We start from the raw sequence: 17,898 nt of genomic DNA, 5'->3' as shown, positions 1-17,898 counted from the left end.
GCCTCGGATGCGAGGCCTGTCGAAAAAGCGCGACATTTTGTCATGGCGCTCTGCCAAGGTTCCAGCGCCTATCGTCCCATACGCCTGCAGCCCTTTGTTTTCGGGGTGCGGCCCGTTGTCGCAGAATGTGACAAGAACCCTTTTCCGCGTGTCAGGGCCCCCAGGTTTCGGAAACCTTACCTGTACCGCTATATATTTTTGTATATTGCGAAACAGATCTTCAGGTTGAGCGAAACCGCGAATGGAACACATGCTGTATCAAGCCCTTGCCTGCACGGCGGGTGATTCGCCCTATGAATGCGACACACCGGCGCAAAAGAAGCCCAACGAACCCGGCCGCCGCAATCGCGCCCTGATTTTGCGCGTTGCGGCGAAGTCTTTTGCCTGCAAGGGTTTTGCCGCCGCCACCCTGAGTGAAATTGCCGAACTCAGTGGCCTGCCCAAGGCCAACGTCAACTACTACTTCCACTCCAAGGAAAACCTTTACCAGCAAGTGCTCGACAGCGTCGCCCAGCGTTACCTGGACGCGTTCGCCCTGCTGAATCCTGAAAACCCGCCCCCGCAGGCGATGGAACAGCTGATTCGCGCCAAGCTCGAGATCATCCGCAAGCAACCCTGGGCAGCCAGGGTATTTGTCACCGAAATGATGCACGGCGCCCGCCGCTTGCCTGCGGCTCACGCCATACGCCTGCAAAATGCGATCGAACAAGGGGTGGCATGTCTTGAGCAGTGGATGGCCCACGGGCAGCTGGTGGCCGTCGACGCCCGGCATCTGTTGATCAGCGTGTGGGCGACCACCCAGGCCTATGCCAACGCAGGCGCACACCTGCGTGCCGAAAAGCGCACACGTAGAAACGAAGAACACCAGGAGGCAGTGGCGCATATCACCCGGTTGGTGCTGCGCGGGGTGTTAGCCGGCTGAACCGGGCCCTGACAGATGGCCTGTATCTCCATTACCATAGCGACCTTAGGGCGCAGCCCCTTCTGCGCCCACGCGATTAAGCTCATGCCATGCCTTTCGAACTCAGCGTAGATCTGACCACCCTCGCCATTCTCGCCGCCGTCGCTTTTGTTGCCGGATTCATCGATGCCATCGCCGGTGGCGGCGGGTTGCTGACCACCCCCGCCCTGCTCACTGCCGGCATGCCGCCGCACCTGGTGCTGGGCACCAACAAACTCAGCTCGACCTTTGGCTCGGCCACTGCCGGCTTCACCTATTACCGGCGCAAACTGTTCCACCCGGCACAATGGCGCCACGCACTGTTCGGCACCTTTGTCGGCGCCTTGATCGGTGCCGTGGTTGCGCATTACCTGCCGGCAGAATGGCTGAACAAGATGCTGCCGGTGATCGTCTTCCTGTGCGGGGTCTACTTGCTGTTTGGTGGCACCCCGAAAGCGCCGCTGGACGCCGACGTGCCGGTGAAAAAGAAATGGCAACTGCCCCAGGGCCTGACGCTCGGGTTTTATGATGGCGTGGCCGGCCCGGGTACCGGTGCGTTCTGGACCGTCAGCACCTTGCTGCTCTACCCCATCGACCTGGTGAAGGCCAGCGGTGTGGCGCGCAGCATGAACTTCGTCAGTAACGCCGCAGCGCTGTCGGTGTTCATCTTCTCCGGCCAGGTCGACTGGCTGGTGGGCCTGTCCATGGGCTCGGCACTGATGGTCGGCGCCTTTTTCGGTGCGCGCACCGCCATCAGCGGCGGCAGCAAGTTCATTCGCCCGGTGTTCATCACCGTGGTGCTGGCGCTGACCGTGCGCCTAGCGTGGCAGCACTGGTTCGGCCAGGCCTAAGCGCCGCGCCACATACAGGTCGATCAGGTACCGGGCAATCGAGCGCCCCGCTGGCAACGGCGGCAGCGCATCGACCCGGAACCACTGCGCATCTTCGATCTCGTCGGCCTGCATGATGATTTCGCCCCCCGCGTACTCGGCATGAAAACCCAGCATCATCGAGTGCGGGAACGGCCAGCACTGGCTGCCGACGTACTGGATGTTCTGCACCTCGATGGCCACCTCTTCACGCACCTCGCGCACCAGGCAATCCTCGGCCGACTCGCCGGGCTCGGCAAAGCCTGCCAGGGTGCTGTAGACGCCGGTGACAAAACGCGGTGAACGCGCCAGCAGAATCTCGTCGCCACGGGTGATCAGCACGATCATGCTCGGTGAAATGCGCGGGTAGCTGCGCAAATCGCACGGTGCGCAGTACATCGCCCGTTCCCAGTGAATCTGCGTCATGGGCTGGCCGCAACTGCCGCAAAAACGGTGTTCGCGGGCCCAGGTGCCGATTTGCGCGGCGTAACCAAGAATCTTGTAGGTGTCGAAATCGCCGTCAAGCATGAACTGGCGCAAGCCGCGCCACTGGCAGCCGGCTACCGCTTGCGGCGCCTTGAGTTCCAGCAGGAACACCGGCTGGCCATCGAAATGGCCGATGCCGTGCTCGCACAGTACATCGAGGTCCTGACGCTTGAGCCAGTCGCGCGGGAACAGCGCGCCGTTGTCGTCAACCAGGAAACCCTCGCTGCAACGGGCGACTGCCCAGCCGCCAGCGAGGTTCGTGTCCAGTACTGCGGTGGTCCAACGCGACGCCATGTTCCGGTTCCTTGCGCGGGCCCGCCGCTGCAATCAGTCGGCGAACTCGGGTTTCTGTTTGCTCATGTGGGCAGCCACGGCTACCCGCAGATCGTTGGATTGCAACATGGCAGCGTTCCAGGTGGCAATGTACTCCAGGCCATCGTCGATACGGTGATCGCGCATATAGCTGAGCATTTCCTTGGTGCCGGCCACAGCAATGGGGGATTTTCCCGCAATTTCGGTGGCAATGGCAAAGACTCCCTCAAGCAATGCCTCATGGCTGTCGTACACCCGGTTGACCAGGCCGATGCGCAGGGCTTCGTCGGCGGCGACATTACGCCCGGTGTAGGCCAGTTCACGCATGATGCCATCGCCGATGATCCGCGGCAGGCGCTGCAAGGTGCCGACGTCGGCCGCCATGCCCATGTCGATTTCCTTAATCGAGAACTGCGCATCAGTGCTGCAGTAACGCATGTCGCACGCCGAGACGAGGTCGATGGCGCCACCAATGCAGTAGCCCTGAATTGCTGCGAGCACCGGCTTGCGGCAATTGTCGACGGCATTGAAAGACGCCTGCATACGCAGAATTGTGCGGCGCAACAGCCGCGCATTGCGCCCCACGTCCTTGCCCAGCTCGTTGGCCACCGAGGCCAGCAGCATCAGGTCGATGCCGGACGAAAAATGCTTGCCGGCACCGCTGATGACCACTGCACGCACCGCGTCCGTGTCGTCAATCCACTTGAAGATGTCAACGATCTCGCTCCAGAACGGCGCGTTCATCGCGTTGACCTTTTCCGGGCGATTGATCTGGACATGGGCAATGTTGTGCTTCAATTCGACCTTGAACGCTTGGAATTCGGTCAGTTCGATGTCGAGTGCCTGAAAGTCGCTCACGGGTGGTTTCCTTGGGTGGGGCGGGAATCAGCGGACTATATCAAGGCACCGGCAAAGGCCAAGACTGCGCTTGTGCCAAAACCCGGACTTTTACCTTGATCTCGAAGGCGACATCCGGCACTTTGCGCGCCTGTTGAATTATAAGGATACATATTCATGTCCCGCTCCCTGGCCGGCGCTCTGGCCCACAACTTCCTCGGGCAGTCACCCCTTTGGTACAAGGCCACCCTGTGCCTGTTCCTGGTACTCAACCCGGTGTTGCTGTTCACCCTCGGGCCGGTCGTCACCGGCTGGGTGCTGGTGGTCCAGTTCATTTTCACCCTGGGCATGGCGCTCAAGTGCTACCCGCTGATGCCCGGTGGCCTGCTGGTCGTCGAGGCCCTGGTGCTGGGCATGACCACGCCCCAAGCCTTGTATGACGAACTGCAGCACAACTTCCCGGTGATCCTGCTGCTGATGTTCATGGTTGCCGGCATCTACTTCATGAAGGACCTGCTGCTGTTCGTGTTCTCGCGGATCCTGCTGGGGGTGCGCTCCAAGGCCGTTCTGTCGCTGCTGTTCTGCTTTCTCTCGGCCTTTCTCTCGGCGTTTCTCGATGCCCTGACCGTCACAGCGGTGATCATCAGCGCCGCCGTCGGCTTCTACTCGGTTTACCACCGGGTGGCCTCGGGTGCCAACCCGCGGGAAGAGTCGAACCTGGACAGCGATCATGACATCGCCCAGTTGCAACGCGACGACCTGCAACAGTTCCGCGCCTTCCTGCGCAGCCTGCTGATGCATGGCGCGGTGGGTACTGCGCTGGGTGGCGTGTGCACACTGGTGGGTGAGCCACAGAACCTGTTGATCGGCCATGAGATGGGCTGGCACTTCGGCGACTTCTTCTCCAAGGTCGCGCCGGTGTCCCTGCCGGTGCTGGCTGCCGGCCTGGTGACCTGTGTGCTGCTGGAGAAGCTGCGCCTGTTCGGCTACGGCACCTTGCTGCCGGACAACGTACGCCAGGTACTGGCCGCCTATGCCGCCGAGGACGACGCCCAGCGTACCGTGTATCAACGTGCCGCGTTGCTGGTGCAAGGCCTGGCTGCGTTGATCCTGATCATCGGCCTGGGCCTGCACATCGCTGAAGTCGGCCTGATCGGCCTGTTGGTGATCGTGCTGATCACCGCTTTTACCGGCATCACCGACGAGCACCGCCTGGGCCGTGCCTTTCAGGATGCGATGCCGTTTACCGCACTGCTTGTGGTGTTCTTTGCGATTGTCGCGGTGATCCACGACCAACAATTGTTCACGCCGTTGATCCAGTGGGTGCTGGCCCTGCCGGCCGAGCAACAACCGGGCATGCTGTTCATCGCCAACGGCCTGCTGTCGGCGATCAGCGACAACGTCTTCGTTGCCACGATCTACATCACCGAAGTGAAACAGGCGTTCCTTGACGGCCACATGAGCCGCGAGCATTTCGAAACCCTGGCGGTGGCGATCAACACCGGCACCAACCTGCCCAGCGTCGCCACGCCCAACGGCCAGGCTGCCTTCCTGTTTCTGCTGACCTCGGCGATCGCGCCACTGGTGCGGTTGTCATACGGGCGGATGGTGTGGATGGCGCTGCCATACACCGTGGTCATGGGTGGGCTGGGTTGGTGGGCGGTGACCTACTGGCTTTAGGCGGCGGTTATTCGCGGGTAAACCCGCTCCCACAGGAACAGCTCATTACCCTGTGGGAGCGGGTTCACCCGCGAAGCTTTTTGCGGTTCAACCGATCGAGTGCCACACCCGCCGGTCGCGGCTCATCAGTTCGGTGGCGGCCTCCGGGCCATCCTCTCCTGCTGCATAGGTGTGCACCTCTCCCCCTTCCTTCCAGGCATCGAGAAACGGCTGCACCGCACGCCAGCCGTTCTCGATGTTGTCGGCGCGCTGGAACAACGTCTGGTCGCCGGTCAGGCAGTCATAGATCAAGGTCTCGTACCCGGTGTACGGCAGCATCGTGAAGAAGTCCTTGTAGGCAAATCCCAGTTCGATGTTCTCCATTACCAGCGCCGGCCCCGGGCGTTTGGCCTGGAGGTCGAACCACATGCCTTCGTTGGGCTGGATCTGGATCCTCAGGTAGTTGGGTTGAATCTTGTCGCCCTCGGTGGCACGAAACTGCGCCGACGGCGCCGGCTTGAAGCAGATGGCAATTTCGGTGTCACGCACGCTCATGCGCTTGCCGGTACGCAAGTAAAACGGCACCCCGACCCAGCGCCAGTTATCGATCATGACCTTCAAGGCCACGAAGGTTTCCGTCTGGCTGTGCGGATCGACCCGCGGTTCTTCGCGGTAGCCCGGCAACGGTTTGCGCCCTTGCTTGCCCGCCACATACTGTCCACGCACCGAGTTCTTCAGCGCCATGGCCTTTGACCAGGGCCGGATGGCACCCACCACCTTGGCTTTTTCGCTGCGCACGGCATCGGCGCCGAATGCCGCCGGTGGCTCCATGGCAACCATCGCCAACAACTGGAACAGGTGGTTGGGGACCATGTCGCGCAAGGCGCCGGTGTGGTCGTAGAACGCACCGCGGGTTTCGACGCCGACGGTCTCGGCCGCGGTGATCTGCACGTGATCGATGTAATGGTTGTTCCAGAACGCTTCGAACAGGCCGTTGGAGAAACGGCTGACCAGGATGTTCTGCACCGTCTCTTTGCCCAGGTAGTGATCGATGCGGTAGATCTGCTTTTCGCTCATGACCTTGAGCAGGCAGGCATTGAGCGCCTCGGCACTGGCCAGGTCGGAGCCAAAGGGCTTTTCCACCACCACCCGGCGAAAGCCTTTGGACTCGTCGAGCAGGCCGGCAGCGCCCAGCCGCTGTACCACTTCGCTGAAAAAGCCGGGTGAGGTGGCCAGGTAAAACACCGCGTTTTCACTGGGGTTCTTTTCAATGCGCCGGGCGATGGCCTGGTAGGTCGCCTCGCTGAGAAAATCACCGGTCAGGTAGCCGACGCGCTTTGCCAGCCGGCCCCACAGTTTGTCATCCAGGCAGTTGGCACCCTGGCTGGCCTTGTCGCGTTCACGCATGAAGGCTTCCAGACGCCCGGCAAAGTCAGCATCGCTGAGCGGGTTGTGGTCCACCCCGACGATGCGCAGCCCCTTGTCCAGCAGGCCGTCGCGGCTGAGATTATACAGGGCCGGTATCAACAGGCGCTTGACCAGGTCGCCGCTGCCGCCAAACAGAAACAGGGTGCACGGGGGTGCGGTTTCGATCGCAGGTTTACTCATTCGGCTTTCTTCTCAACGTGTCCACCAAAGCCGAAGCGCATGGCCGAGAGCATCCGGTCGGCGTACGTGCCCTGTTGCTGGCGCGAACGGAAACGGGCAAACAGCGCACTCGACAACACCGGTACCGGCACCGCCTGCTCGACGGCGGCATCAATGGTCCAGCGCCCTTCTCCGCTGTCGGCCACCGAGCCGCTGTAGCCGCCCAGTTGCGGGTCGGCCACCAGCGCATCGGCCGTCAGGTCCAGCAGCCAGGAGGTCACCACGCTGCCACGGCGCCACACCTCGGCGATCTCGGCCAGATCAAGGTCAAAGCGTTGCTCCGCCGGCAAGGCCTCGCTGCCTTTGCTCTTGAGGATGTCGAAGCCTTCGGCATAGGCCTGCATCAGGCCGTACTCGATGCCGTTGTGGATCATCTTCACGTAGTGCCCGGCACCTGCCGGACCTGCATGGATGTACCCCTGCTCGGCGCGCCCGGCCGGCCCCTGGCGGCCCCGGGTACGGGGAATGCTGCCGACACCGGGTGCGAGGGCTGCGAACAGCGGATCAAAGCGCTCGACCACCGCCTTTTCGCCGCCGATCATCATGCAGTAGCCGCGCTCCAGGCCCCAGACGCCGCCCGAAGTACCGACATCGACATAATGCAGCTGGCGCCCGGCCAGGTCGGCCGCGCGGCGGATGTCGTCCTTGTAGAAGGTATTGCCGCCATCGATGATGACATCGTCGGCGTCGAGCAGGTCGGCCAGTTGCGCGATGGTCTGCTCGGTGGGCTCGCCGGCGGGCAACATCACCCAGACCGCGCGTGGCTTTTCCAGCTTGCCCACGAGTGCGCCCAGGTCGTGCGCACCACTGGCGCCTTCTGCTACCAGGGTCTCCACCGCCTGGCGATCACGATCATGCACCACCATGCGATGACCGTTACGCATCAAGCGCCTTGCGATATTACCGCCCATGCGGCCCAGCCCGACGATTCCCAGTTGCATGTGCCGATGCTCCCCTAAAGATGAAAACTGACCGTTCAGGCCTTCAAGGTTAGTCCAGAGCAGGCGTGCTTGGTTCATCGACAGACGGCAAGACAGCAACAAACAAAAAAGTTCCCAAGCGAAGAGAAAGAATTCAGAATCGCGCCCGATTGAGCGGCTACGCTTGTAACAACGACCAGCCATTTGCGAGGTGTGCAATGGGAACCCTTCTACCGAAAATGCCGCCCCAGACCCTCTACGTGTCCGTTCACCGTGATGAACTGCAGCGTTTGCGCGAAGAACGCGACCAACTCCTGCAACAAGTGGCCAAACTGAGCCTGCAGCTGCAGCAAGCCCAGGCCGGCAACACCACTTCACACGCCTGACCCCATGCCAGGGCCCGTGGCGCCTTGCACCATCACGGTGCGCGGCGCCATCCAGTGGACCAAAATCGGGACGCACTGCGCCTTACCTCCCCGCCTCAGTGCAATTGCCCGGCAATCAGCCCCAACGCCACCACGATCATTGCCACGCCGGACGCTCGACCCACCGCCTTCGCGACATCCGGTCGCGTGCTCAGCACCGCTTTGGCGCCATAACCCACCGCCAGGTAAACCACCAATGAACTGCACAGGTGCACCAAGCCCAACACCATGATCTGCAGTGGCAGCGGCCATGCCGATTGCGGGTCGGTGAACTGCGGCAGCAAGGCCAGGAACAACAGGAATACCTTGGGGTTGAGCCCGCTCACGCAAAAGCCCTTGAACGCCCAACGCTTGCCGCTCTCCTCCCCGCCGGCGCGTTCGGCGTCTGGCACTGCCGGGCTGAGCAACAGATTGGCGCCCAGCCACAACAGGTACGTGCACCCCGCGAGCGTGAGCAGCGTCAAGGCCAGCGGGTGCCCCGCAATCAGGCTGCCAACCCCGGCCGCCACCACCAGCGTCGCCAGGAAATGCCCCGAGAGCATGCCCGCCACCGCCGGCATTACCCAGCGCCCGCGCATGCCCGCAGAAATGGCATAGGCCCAATCTGCGCCCGGGGTGATCACGAATAACAAGGACACGGCCCAGAACGCCGTCAGCACGCTGATCGCCACTTCAGTCTTCCTTCCACACTGTTTTGAGATGAACACAGCGTACGGATTCCGTCCGGGGATTTTCTTTCGTATATTCCCTATTACAAGCCAATCACTGGAAGATCCTTCTCAATGGACAGAACAGACAGAAAAATTCTTGCCGAATTGCAAAAAGACGGGCGCCTGTCCGTGACCGAGCTGGCCGACCGCGTGGGGCTGAGCCTGTCGCCCTGCCATCGGCGTCTCAAGGCACTGGAGGAATCTGGCGCGATCCTTGGCTACCACGCGCGGTTGGCGCCTGCTGCGCTGGGTCTGAACTTTGCGGCGCTGGTGTTCGTCACCCTGCGCGAGGTGACCCGCCAGCCGGTGGCGGATTTCGAGTCAGCGCTGGGCGAGGTGGCGCAGATTGTCGAGGCGCAGCGCCTGTTCGGCGACCCGGACTACCTGCTGCATGTGGTCGCGCGCGACTTGCCGGCCTTCCAGAAGCTCTATGACGAACAACTCACCAGCCTGCCGAACGTGCAACGCCTGAGCTCGACCCTGGTGATGAAGGAAGTGATTCAGGATCGGCTACTGCCGATGTAACCCGACAGGCACCGTGCAAGCGATTGCTGCACGGTCTGGACGCCAACGAAAGTAAAATGACCAGCTGGTCACAAATCTTCACATTTCTCTCCTACACTCAGTACCGGCCACAGGACTGCCTGGAAAATTTGGCAAAAAAAGTCGAACTCCTTGGCATCGCAGTCGGTCAGCAAATAAGACGGTCATCGTTTCTGGTCATCCAGACGCGGCCACCCACCCCGGTCAGTCACCACGCCCACGGCAGCCATGCCGCGTGGCATAGCGCTTGCACGCACGGATAAGGTGCAAGGACGCAACGCAGTACCACACACAGAGAGACAACTTCTGCATACACAACAACGGGTGCCCACACCCGCCATATAGGGACGGAAGAAGTATGATCAGTGCCGCTGTCGAACCGAACGTAGAACACTTCAACCCGGACAACCGTGCGCCGTTGGCCACGGACTTCAATACGACAGCCATGGCACCTGGCACAGACTCCCGGCACAACCCGAACAAGCGCAAAGTGCTGTTCGTGACTTCTGAAATTGCCGACCTGGTCAAGACCGGCGGCCTGGGCGACGTTTCCGCTGCCCTGCCCCGGGCGATGCGCCACCTGCATGATGTACGGGTCCTGATTCCCGGCTACCCGCAAGTGCTGGAGAGCGACAACCCCATTCACCTGGTGGGTGAACTGGGCGGGCACGCGGCGCTGCCGCCGTGCAAGATCGGGCGCATGGACCTGGCCGACGGACTGGTCATCTATGTGTTGATCTGCCCGGAGCTGTATCAGCGCGAAGGCACTCCCTATGGTGCCAACAACGGCCGTGACTGGCCGGACAATCACATCCGCTTTGCCCGCCTGGGCCTGGCAGCCGCCGAGATCGCTGCCGGTGAAGGCATGGTTCACTGGAAGCCCGACCTGGTCCACGCCCATGACTGGCCCGCCGGACTGGCGCCTGCCTACATGCACTGGCGCGGCCTGCAGACACCCACGCTGTTCACCATCCATAACCTGGCCTATCAAGGCGTGGTCAGCCGCGCCTGCTGCCCGGAACTTGCCATTCCCCACCACGCCCTGCAACAGGAAGGCATGGAGTTTTACGGCAAGCTGTCGTTCCTCAAGGCAGGTCTGGCCTATGCCAGCCACATCACCACGGTCAGCGCCACCTACGCCCGCGAAATCACCACCCCGGCGTTTGGCTGCGGACTGGATGGCTTCCTTGGCAGCAAGGCCCAGCAGGGCCTGCTCAGCGGCATTCCCAACGGCATTGACGAAAGCTGGGACTCGGCCAGCGACCCGCACCTGGCACACCCCTTCAGTCTCAACGATTGGGACGGCAAGGCCGCCAACAGCCGCCAGGTCCGTGAACTGTTCGAGCTCGAGCCGTCGACCGGCCCGCTGTTCGCCGTGGTCTCGCGACTGGTCTACCAGAAAGGCCTGGACCTGACCCTCGGCGTGGCCGACTACATCGTCAGCCAGGGCGGACAGATTGCGATCATCGGCCGTGGCGAACCGGAGGAAGAACAGGCCATGCGCGAATTGGCCCTGCGTCATCCCGGCCAGGTCGGTGTACGCATCGGCTTCAACGAAACCGACGCCAGGCGCATGTTCGCCGGCAGCGATTTTTTGCTGATGCCCTCGCGCTACGAGCCGTGCGGCCTGAGCCAGATGTACGCGCAGCGCTTCGGTTCACTGCCGGTGGCGCGCAATACCGGTGGCCTGGCTGACACCATTGAAAATGGCGTCACCGGTTTCCTGTTCGACGAGTCCACTGTCGACAGCTACCGCGAGGCCTTGAGCCGGGCGTTCTATGTATACGGCAAGAAGGACCTGCTGGGCGCCATGCGCTGCCTGGCCATGACCCAGCCCTTCAACTGGTGCCAGGCGGTGGAACCCTATGCGCGCCTGTACGAAGAACTGGTCGAGCGGTCGCAGGTAACGGCCCGCTAAACGCGAGGTGCGGGTATGCCCTTGAGGTCAGATCAGTTCGCGACCCACGGGGCCGTGATGCTGGACAGCAACACCGTGCGTTTCGCGCTGTGGGCACCCGCTGCCCGCAGCGTCGAGGTGTGCCTGGCGCCCGACCGGCGCCTGCCCCTGCAGCGCGGTGCCGATGGCTGGTTTCGCGCGCGTTGGCCTGCTGTCGCCGGCAGTCACTACCACTATTGCATCGACGGTGAGGTGCAGGTGCCCGACCCGGCATCGCGTTTTCAGCCCCAGGGCGTGCACGGGCCCAGCCAGGTGGTCGACCCGGCCGCACATTCCTGGCAGCACAGGCACTGGCAGGGCCGGCCCTGGCATGAAGCGGTGATCTACGAGGTACACGTCGGCGTGCTGGGCGGCTACCTGCAACTGATCGAGCACTTGCCACGCCTGGCCGCACTGGGCGTGACAGCGCTCGAACTGATGCCCCTCGGGCAGTTTCCCGGCGAACGCAACTGGGGCTATGACGGCGTGCTGCCGTTTGCCCCCCACCACAGTTATGGCACCCCGGAACAGCTCTGCCAGTTGATCGATGCCGCCCATGGACATGGCCTGATGGTGCTGCTGGACGTGGTCTACAACCACTTCGGTCCCGACGGTAATTACCTGGGCCAGTACGCCGGCGACTTCTTTCGTCAGGACCGGCAAACCCCGTGGGGCGCCGCCATCGACTTTCGCCGCCGCCAGGTGCGAGAGTTCTTTATCGAGAATGCCCTGATGTGGCTGCACGACTACCGCTTCGACGGTTTGCGCCTGGACGCGGTGCATGCCATCGACGACCCGGAGTTTCTGCGCGTGTTCAGCCAGCGGGTACGCCGTACCGTGACACCGGGCCGACAGGTGTGGCTGGTGCTTGAGAACGAGCACAACCAGGCGAACCTGCTCGAGGGTGCGTTCGACGCTCAATGGAACGATGATGGCCACAATGCCTTGCATGTGCTGCTGACCGACGAGCACGAAGCCTATTACGCGCACTTTAGTGAAGCGACCATTTACAAACTGGCCAGGTGCCTGGGCGAAGGCTTCGTTTTTCAGGGCGAACCCGACTGCAACGGCACGCCGCGCGGCGAATCCAGCGCACACTTGCCTCCGAGTGCCTTCGTGTTGTTTCTGCAGAACCACGATCAGGTCGGCAACCGTGCCCAGGGCGAGCGCCTGATGCAGCTGTGCCCGCCCCAGGCGCTGCGGGCAGCCGTCACCCTGCTGCTGCTGTCACCGATGATTCCGTTGCTGTTCATGGGCGAGGAATGGGGCAGCGAGCAGCCCTTCCTGTTTTTTACCGACCATGACCCGGCGTTGGCCGATGCCGTGCGCGAGGGGCGCCGGGCCGAGTTTGCCTGTTTCAGTGCCTTTGCAGACCCAGCGCAACGCGCGACGATTCCAGACCCGAACGCACTGGCCACGTTCACGGCCTCGCGCCCAGAGGTACCCGACGGTCACGCCACGCCGTGGCAAGCGCTATACCAGCAACTGCTGGCGCTGCGTCACCAGCACATCAGCCCGCTACTACCTGGCTGTCGTGCCCTGGGCACTGAAGTACTGGCCGACAAGGCCCTGACTGCTCGCTGGCGAATGGCCGACGGCCGTGTGCTGCGCATCGACCTGAATCTGGGTTCAGAACCGGTGCCCTGTAGCCTGCCTGACACGGCAAGCCACCTACACTATTGCGCAGATGAACCCTTTGGCCAGGATCGGCTACCGCCTTACTGCGCCTTGGTCAGTCTACTCCCCCCTCACGCAACGGAGCCTGCCCATGACTGACCATAAGCTGCAGCAACTGGCGGACCTGGCAGGCATCGCCGTGGACTGGATCGATGCCAACGGCCAGCCGCGCCGGGTGACTGACCCGGCCTTGCGCCGGGTGCTGGCAGGGCTTGGCCTGGGCGCCGACGACCCGGGGCAGATCGCCGCCAGCCTGCAATTGCTCAAGACTGCCCACGATGCCCGGCACCTGCCGCCGCTGCTGACCGTCGAGGTGGATCAGCCACTGGACCTGTCGGGCTATTTTGCCGCGCAGAGCCCCTGCCGGGTGCAACTCGAAGACGGCAGCACACAACAACTTCAGCTGGATGCCCACGCGGCACTCGCCCCGGGCCTGCCGCCGGGCTATCACCAACTGGACATCGGCGGGCGGCAGTTCACCCTGGCGGTGGCCCCGGTGCGCTGCTTCAGCCTGAGCGACGCCCTGAACACAGCCACCCCGCGTTGCTGGGGCATCAGCGCCCAGCTCTACAGCCTGCGACGTGACAATGGTGGTGGCTTCGGCGACTGCCAGGCCCTTGAGCACCTGGCCCGCAGCGCCGCCGAGCGTGGCGCCGATGCCCTGGCCATCAGCCCGGTGCACGCCATGTTCGCCAGCGACCCGCAGCGCTACAGCCCCTATTCGCCGTCCAGCCGTCTGTTCCTCAACAGCCTGTATGCCAGCCCGTCGACGCAGCTCGGCGACCGCATCGTACGCATGGCCATCGACACGCTGGGCCTGGAAGGCAAACTGGCGCAGCTCGAACAGCTGCCTTTGATCGACTGGCCCGCGGCCGCAAGTGCACGCTATCAACTACTGCAGTGCCTGTTCGATGACTTCATCGACGGCGACCATCCGTTGCGCGTCGACTTTGACAGCTACCGCCAGCAAGCCGGTGAAGCGCTGGAGCAGCACTGCCGATTTGAAGCCTTGCAGGAAGAGGCCCAGTCGCGCGGCTTGAGCCAGGACTGGCGGCAATGGCCCAGCGCCTGGCACGATCCGCACAGCCCGCAAGTAGCGGAATTTGCCGCACAGCACTCAACGCAGGTCCAGTTTCATGCCTTCTGCCAATGGCTGATCGAGCGCAGCCTGCAGCGTGCCCAGGACGCCGCCCGCAGCCATGGCATGGCGGTCGGCCTGATCGCCGACCTGGCCGTGGGCGCCGACGGTGCCGGCAGTCAGGCCTGGAGTCGCCAGGATGAGCTGCTTGCCGGGCTCAACGTGGGTGCGCCACCCGATGTCCTCAACCGCACGGGACAGAACTGGGGTATCTGCGCCTTCTCGCCCGAAGGCTTGCGACGCAATGGCTACCGCGCCTTTATCGAGATGCTGCGGGCCAACTTTGCCCATGCCGGCGGGCTGCGCATCGATCATGTGATGGGCCTGCAACGCCTGTGGCTGATCCCGTTGGGCGGCCACGCCAGCGAGGGCGCCTACCTGCACTACCCGCTGGACGACCTGCTGCGCCTGCTGTGCCTGGAGTCGGTTCGCCACCAGGCCATTGTCCTTGGTGAAGACCTCGGCACCGTACCGGAAGGGCTGCGGGAACAACTGGCCCAGCGGGCCATTCTGGGCATGCGCGTGCTGCAGTTCGAACAAGACCGGCCCGGCCACTTCAAAGCCATCCTCGACTGGCCCGACAACGCCCTGGCCACACCCAGCACCCACGACACACCGACCCTGGCCGGCTGGTTGCAAGCCCGCGACATCGACTGGAACCAGCGTCTGGCCTTGATCGACGCTCTCGTTGAACGGCTCTGGCGGGACACCCGCCAGCAGGAGCGTCAGGGCCTGCTGCATACGCTTGAGCGTAACTACGGCCCACAGGCCGACAGCGACCATGCCATCGACGCGTGCATACGCTTCCTGGGGCATACCCGAGCGCCGTTGGTCCTGGTACCCCTTGAGGACTTGCTGGGCGTCGATGAACAGCCCAATCTGCCGGGCACCATCGACAGCCATCCCAACTGGCGCCGCCGTTTTGCCCTGCCCGCCACCACACTGCTCGACGACAGCGATGCCGCGCGCCGTCTCGAACTGTTGGCCCAGGCCCGGGAACAGGCGTGGGAGCGCGACCGGTGAACGCCCTCACCGCCACCCTGCGTTTGCAGTTCCATGCAGGTTTCACCCTGGACGATGCCCTGCCGCTGGTGCCTTATTTCGCCCGCCTGGGCATCAGTCACCTGTACGCCTCGCCCCTGCTCTGCGCCCGCCCGGGTTCGCGGCATGGCTACGACGTCATCGACCCGACCCGGATCAACCCGGAGCTCGGCGGCGAGCCGGCGCTGGAGCGCCTGGTTGCGGCGCTGCGCCTGCACAACATGGGCCTGATCCTGGACATCGTTTCCAATCACATGGCGGTCGGCAGCGACAATCCCTGGTGGCAAGACTTGCTGACCTGGGGACGGGACAGCCGCTATGCCGAGTTCTTCGATATCCAGTGGCACTCCACTGATCCCTTGCTCGAAGGCCAGTTGCTGGTGCCTTTTCTGGCCAGCGACTACGGGGCGTCGTTGCAGGCCGGGGATTTGCAGCTGTGCTTCCAGGCCCGTGACGGCAGCTTTTTTGTCCACCACCACGAACACCGCTTTCCGATCTGCCCACGCGACTACGGGCTGATCCTGAGCCGCAGTGAGCACACGTCGGTGCAAGCCCTGGCCGGGCGCTTCAGCGCCTTGCCGAACACCCGGCAAGCCAGTGACCTCGCCGCTCAACTGCAACAGGCATTGGCCACCCTGGCCAGACAAATACCGTTCGATCAGATGCTGAAGGATTTTGACGGTCGCACCCCGGCAGGCTTTAGCCGCCTGCACGATCTGCTCGAACGCCAGGCCTATCGCCTGGCCAGCTGGCGAACCGCTGCCGACGACATCAACTGGCGGCGCTTTTTTGATATCAACGAACTGGGCGGGTTGCGGGTAGAGCGCCACGCGGTGTTCGAAGCCACCCATGAAAAGATCTTCGCCCTGATCGCCAATGGTCTGGTCGACGGCCTGCGCATCGACCACATCGACGGGCTGGCCGATCCGCGCGGTTACTGCCGCAAACTACGGCGCCGGGTCGACGCCCTGCTGGCCCGTCGCCCGCTGAATGCGGCACTGGAACACCTGCCGATCTACGTCGAAAAAATTCTCGGCGCTACCGCGCAATTGCACCGCGATTGGGGTGTGGATGGCACCACGGGCTACGAGTTCATGAACCAGGTCAGCCTGCTGCAGCATGACCCCGCCGGTGAGGCCGTACTGGCCGAAGCCTGGAGTGACCTCAGCGAGCGCCCGGCGTTTACCGAGGAGGTACGCCTGGCGCGTCAGCAGGTACTCAACACCAGCCTTGCCGGCGACTTTGAATCGGTCGCCCAGGCCCTCCTGCAGGTAGCCCGCAACGACCTGATGAGCCGCGACCTGACCCTGGGCGCCATTCGCCGGGCCCTGCAGGCTCTGGTCGAGCATTACCCGGTGTACCGCACCTACCTGCACGCTGGTGGACGTTGCGCCGAGGACGAGCCGTTCTTTCAGCACGCCATATCGGCGGCCCGGCAACAATTGGGCGAAGGCGACTGGCCGGTACTCGATGCCCTTCAGCGTTGGCTCGGCGGCCAACCCTGGCGTAGCGTCCCGCCTGGCCGCGCGCGCAAGCACCTGCGCCATGCCGGTATCCGCTTCCAGCAGCTGACCGCGCCAACAGCCGCCAAGGCTGTCGAAGACACCGCGTTCTACCGCTCGGCGCTGCTGCTGTCACGCAATGACGTGGGCTTTGATGCCGAGCAGTTCAGTGCCCCGGTCGCGGCTTTTCACCACGCCAACCAGCAGCGCTTGCAACACTTCCCGCACAACCTGCTGTGCACTGCCACCCACGACCACAAGCGCGGCGAAGACAGCCGCTCCCGGCTGGCGGTATTGAGTGAACGCAGCGCCTGGCTGGTCAGCCGGATCGAACATTGGCGCGAACTGGCTTCGCCGTTGCGCAGTCGCCTGGCCGAAGGTGTGGCACCGACACCCGCCGATGAGTGGCTGCTGTATCAGACCCTGCTGGGCAGTTGGCCGATGGCATTCGACGAGGGTGACCCGCTGGCGCTGCAGGCCTATGCCGAACGCCTGCAGCAGTGGCAGCGCAAAGCCTTGCGCGAGGCCAAACTGCACAGCAGCTGGAGCGCACCGAACGACGCCTACGAACACGCTTGCCTGGCCTATACCCACGGCCTACTGACCGACCCGCAAAGCCAGCAACTGCGCCATTCACTGGCCCAGGCGGCACGCGCCATCGCCTGCCCCGGTGCGCTGAACGGTTTGAGCCAGTGCCTGCTGCGCATGAGCGTTCCTGGTGTGCCTGACCTGTACCAGGGCACGGAGTTCTGGGACTTGAGCCTGGTCGACCCGGACAACCGCCGCGAGGTGGATTACGCCGCGCGCCGCCAGGGCCTGGATGCCGGCACCACTACCGCTCAGTTGCTCCAGGACTGGCGCAGCGGGCGGATCAAGCAGGCGCTGATCAGCCAGGTGCTGGAGCGCCGCCTGGCCTACCCCGAGCTGTTCGGCGAGGGCCGCTACCTGCCGCTGCAGGTAGAGGGCAGGCACGCCGACAAGGTGCTGGCGTTTGCCCGCCTGGGCGACGCCGAACGGGCGATCGTGATCGTGCCGCGCCTGGCCTGTGGCTTGCTTGGTGATTCCCCGATTCCCCTGATCCCGGCACAGACCTGGGACGATACGCGGCTGCTGTTGCCGTTTGCCTTGTCACCTGCCAATTGCTCGGGACTTTTTGCCAGCGCTGTAGTCACAGCCTCAAAGGAGTTGTTGCTCAGCGCCGTCCTCAAGGAGTTTCCAGTCAACCTGTTGATTGATCATGCCTAAACCATCAGGAG

The 17,898-nt window shown here is 63.4% G+C and carries 14 protein-coding genes; 9 read left to right on the top strand and 5 right to left on the bottom strand.

The annotated features are described in order from the left end of the window. Positions 1–250: 250 nt before the first annotated feature. Both I5S59_RS11515 and I5S59_RS11510 read left to right on the top strand, forming a co-directional pair. Positions 251–922 (top strand): TetR/AcrR family transcriptional regulator, encoded by a 672-nt coding sequence (locus I5S59_RS11515; protein WP_197876705.1) that lies wholly within the window; start codon positions 251–253, stop codon positions 920–922. A gap of 89 nt (positions 923–1,011) precedes the next feature. Continuing rightward, positions 1,012–1,791: a TSUP family transporter gene (locus tag I5S59_RS11510; protein WP_128325133.1), complete on the top strand. Its 780-nt coding sequence runs from the start codon at positions 1,012–1,014 to the stop codon at positions 1,789–1,791. Here I5S59_RS11510 and nudC read toward each other — a convergent pair. Continuing rightward, on the bottom strand, positions 1,759–2,589 hold the full coding sequence (gene nudC, locus I5S59_RS11505; RefSeq protein ID WP_197876704.1) for an NAD(+) diphosphatase: 831 nt from the start codon (positions 2,587–2,589) through the stop codon (positions 1,759–1,761). The two genes, I5S59_RS11510 and nudC, sit on opposite strands and share 33 nt — an antisense overlap. A gap of 33 nt (positions 2,590–2,622) precedes the next feature. Beyond that, the gene (locus tag I5S59_RS11500) at positions 2,623–3,435 is read right to left on the bottom strand and encodes a crotonase/enoyl-CoA hydratase family protein (protein WP_197876799.1); all 813 of its coding nucleotides are present in this window, start codon (positions 3,433–3,435) and stop codon (positions 2,623–2,625) included. A 186-nt stretch (positions 3,436–3,621) separates the two neighbouring features. Here I5S59_RS11500 and nhaB point away from each other — a divergent pair, with 186 nt between their 5' ends. Continuing rightward, on the top strand, positions 3,622–5,124 hold the full coding sequence (gene nhaB / locus I5S59_RS11495) for a sodium/proton antiporter NhaB (protein ID WP_128325131.1): 1,503 nt from the start codon (positions 3,622–3,624) through the stop codon (positions 5,122–5,124). Positions 5,125–5,211: 87 nt separating this feature from the next. Here the strand turns inward: nhaB and zwf are convergent, their stop codons facing one another. Then, positions 5,212–6,711, bottom strand: a complete 1,500-nt coding sequence (zwf, locus tag I5S59_RS11490) for a glucose-6-phosphate dehydrogenase (protein ID WP_197876703.1) — start codon at positions 6,709–6,711, stop codon at positions 5,212–5,214. Continuing rightward, entirely contained in the window at positions 6,708–7,691 is a 984-nt protein-coding gene (gene gnd, locus I5S59_RS11485) for a phosphogluconate dehydrogenase (NAD(+)-dependent, decarboxylating) (RefSeq protein ID WP_197876702.1), read from the bottom strand. The genes zwf and gnd overlap by 4 nt, the downstream gene beginning before the upstream one ends. 197 nt (positions 7,692–7,888) lie before the next feature. On the opposite strand from gnd, the gene I5S59_RS11480 reads away from it, so the two are divergent. Further along, positions 7,889–8,056, top strand: coding sequence for a DUF6026 family protein (locus tag I5S59_RS11480; RefSeq protein ID WP_197876701.1), 168 nt, complete (start codon positions 7,889–7,891; stop codon positions 8,054–8,056). A gap of 95 nt (positions 8,057–8,151) precedes the next feature. Here I5S59_RS11480 and I5S59_RS11475 read toward each other — a convergent pair whose 3' ends face one another. Further along, positions 8,152–8,766: a LysE family translocator gene (locus I5S59_RS11475; RefSeq protein WP_197876700.1), complete on the bottom strand. Its 615-nt coding sequence runs from the start codon at positions 8,764–8,766 to the stop codon at positions 8,152–8,154. A 111-nt stretch (positions 8,767–8,877) separates the two neighbouring features. Here I5S59_RS11475 and I5S59_RS11470 point away from each other — a divergent pair, with 111 nt between their 5' ends. From I5S59_RS11470 to I5S59_RS11450, 5 genes are all read left to right on the top strand, one after another. Next, positions 8,878–9,330 (top strand): Lrp/AsnC family transcriptional regulator, encoded by a 453-nt coding sequence (locus I5S59_RS11470; protein ID WP_197876699.1) that lies wholly within the window; start codon positions 8,878–8,880, stop codon positions 9,328–9,330. A 376-nt stretch (positions 9,331–9,706) separates the two neighbouring features. Next, positions 9,707–11,266: a glycogen synthase GlgA gene (gene glgA / locus I5S59_RS11465; RefSeq protein WP_197876698.1), complete on the top strand. Its 1,560-nt coding sequence runs from the start codon at positions 9,707–9,709 to the stop codon at positions 11,264–11,266. A 15-nt stretch (positions 11,267–11,281) separates the two neighbouring features. Further along, positions 11,282–13,060: a malto-oligosyltrehalose trehalohydrolase gene (gene treZ / locus I5S59_RS11460; RefSeq protein ID WP_232239700.1), complete on the top strand. Its 1,779-nt coding sequence runs from the start codon at positions 11,282–11,284 to the stop codon at positions 13,058–13,060. Beyond that, positions 13,053–15,122 carry a 4-alpha-glucanotransferase gene (gene malQ, locus I5S59_RS11455; RefSeq protein ID WP_197876697.1) on the top strand — a complete coding sequence of 690 codons (2,070 nt, stop codon included), beginning with the start codon at positions 13,053–13,055 and terminating at the stop codon, positions 15,120–15,122. Before treZ ends, malQ begins: the two co-directional genes overlap by 8 nt. Beyond that, positions 15,119–17,887, top strand: coding sequence for a malto-oligosyltrehalose synthase (locus I5S59_RS11450; RefSeq protein WP_197876696.1), 2,769 nt, complete (start codon positions 15,119–15,121; stop codon positions 17,885–17,887). Before malQ ends, I5S59_RS11450 begins: the two co-directional genes overlap by 4 nt. Positions 17,888–17,898 lie beyond the last annotated feature (11 nt).

Source organism: Pseudomonas alkylphenolica, assembly GCF_016009175.1.
Taxonomy (GTDB): Bacteria; Pseudomonadota; Gammaproteobacteria; order Pseudomonadales; family Pseudomonadaceae; genus Aquipseudomonas; species Aquipseudomonas alkylphenolica_B.
This window is presented reverse-complemented; position numbering and strand designations above follow the sequence as displayed.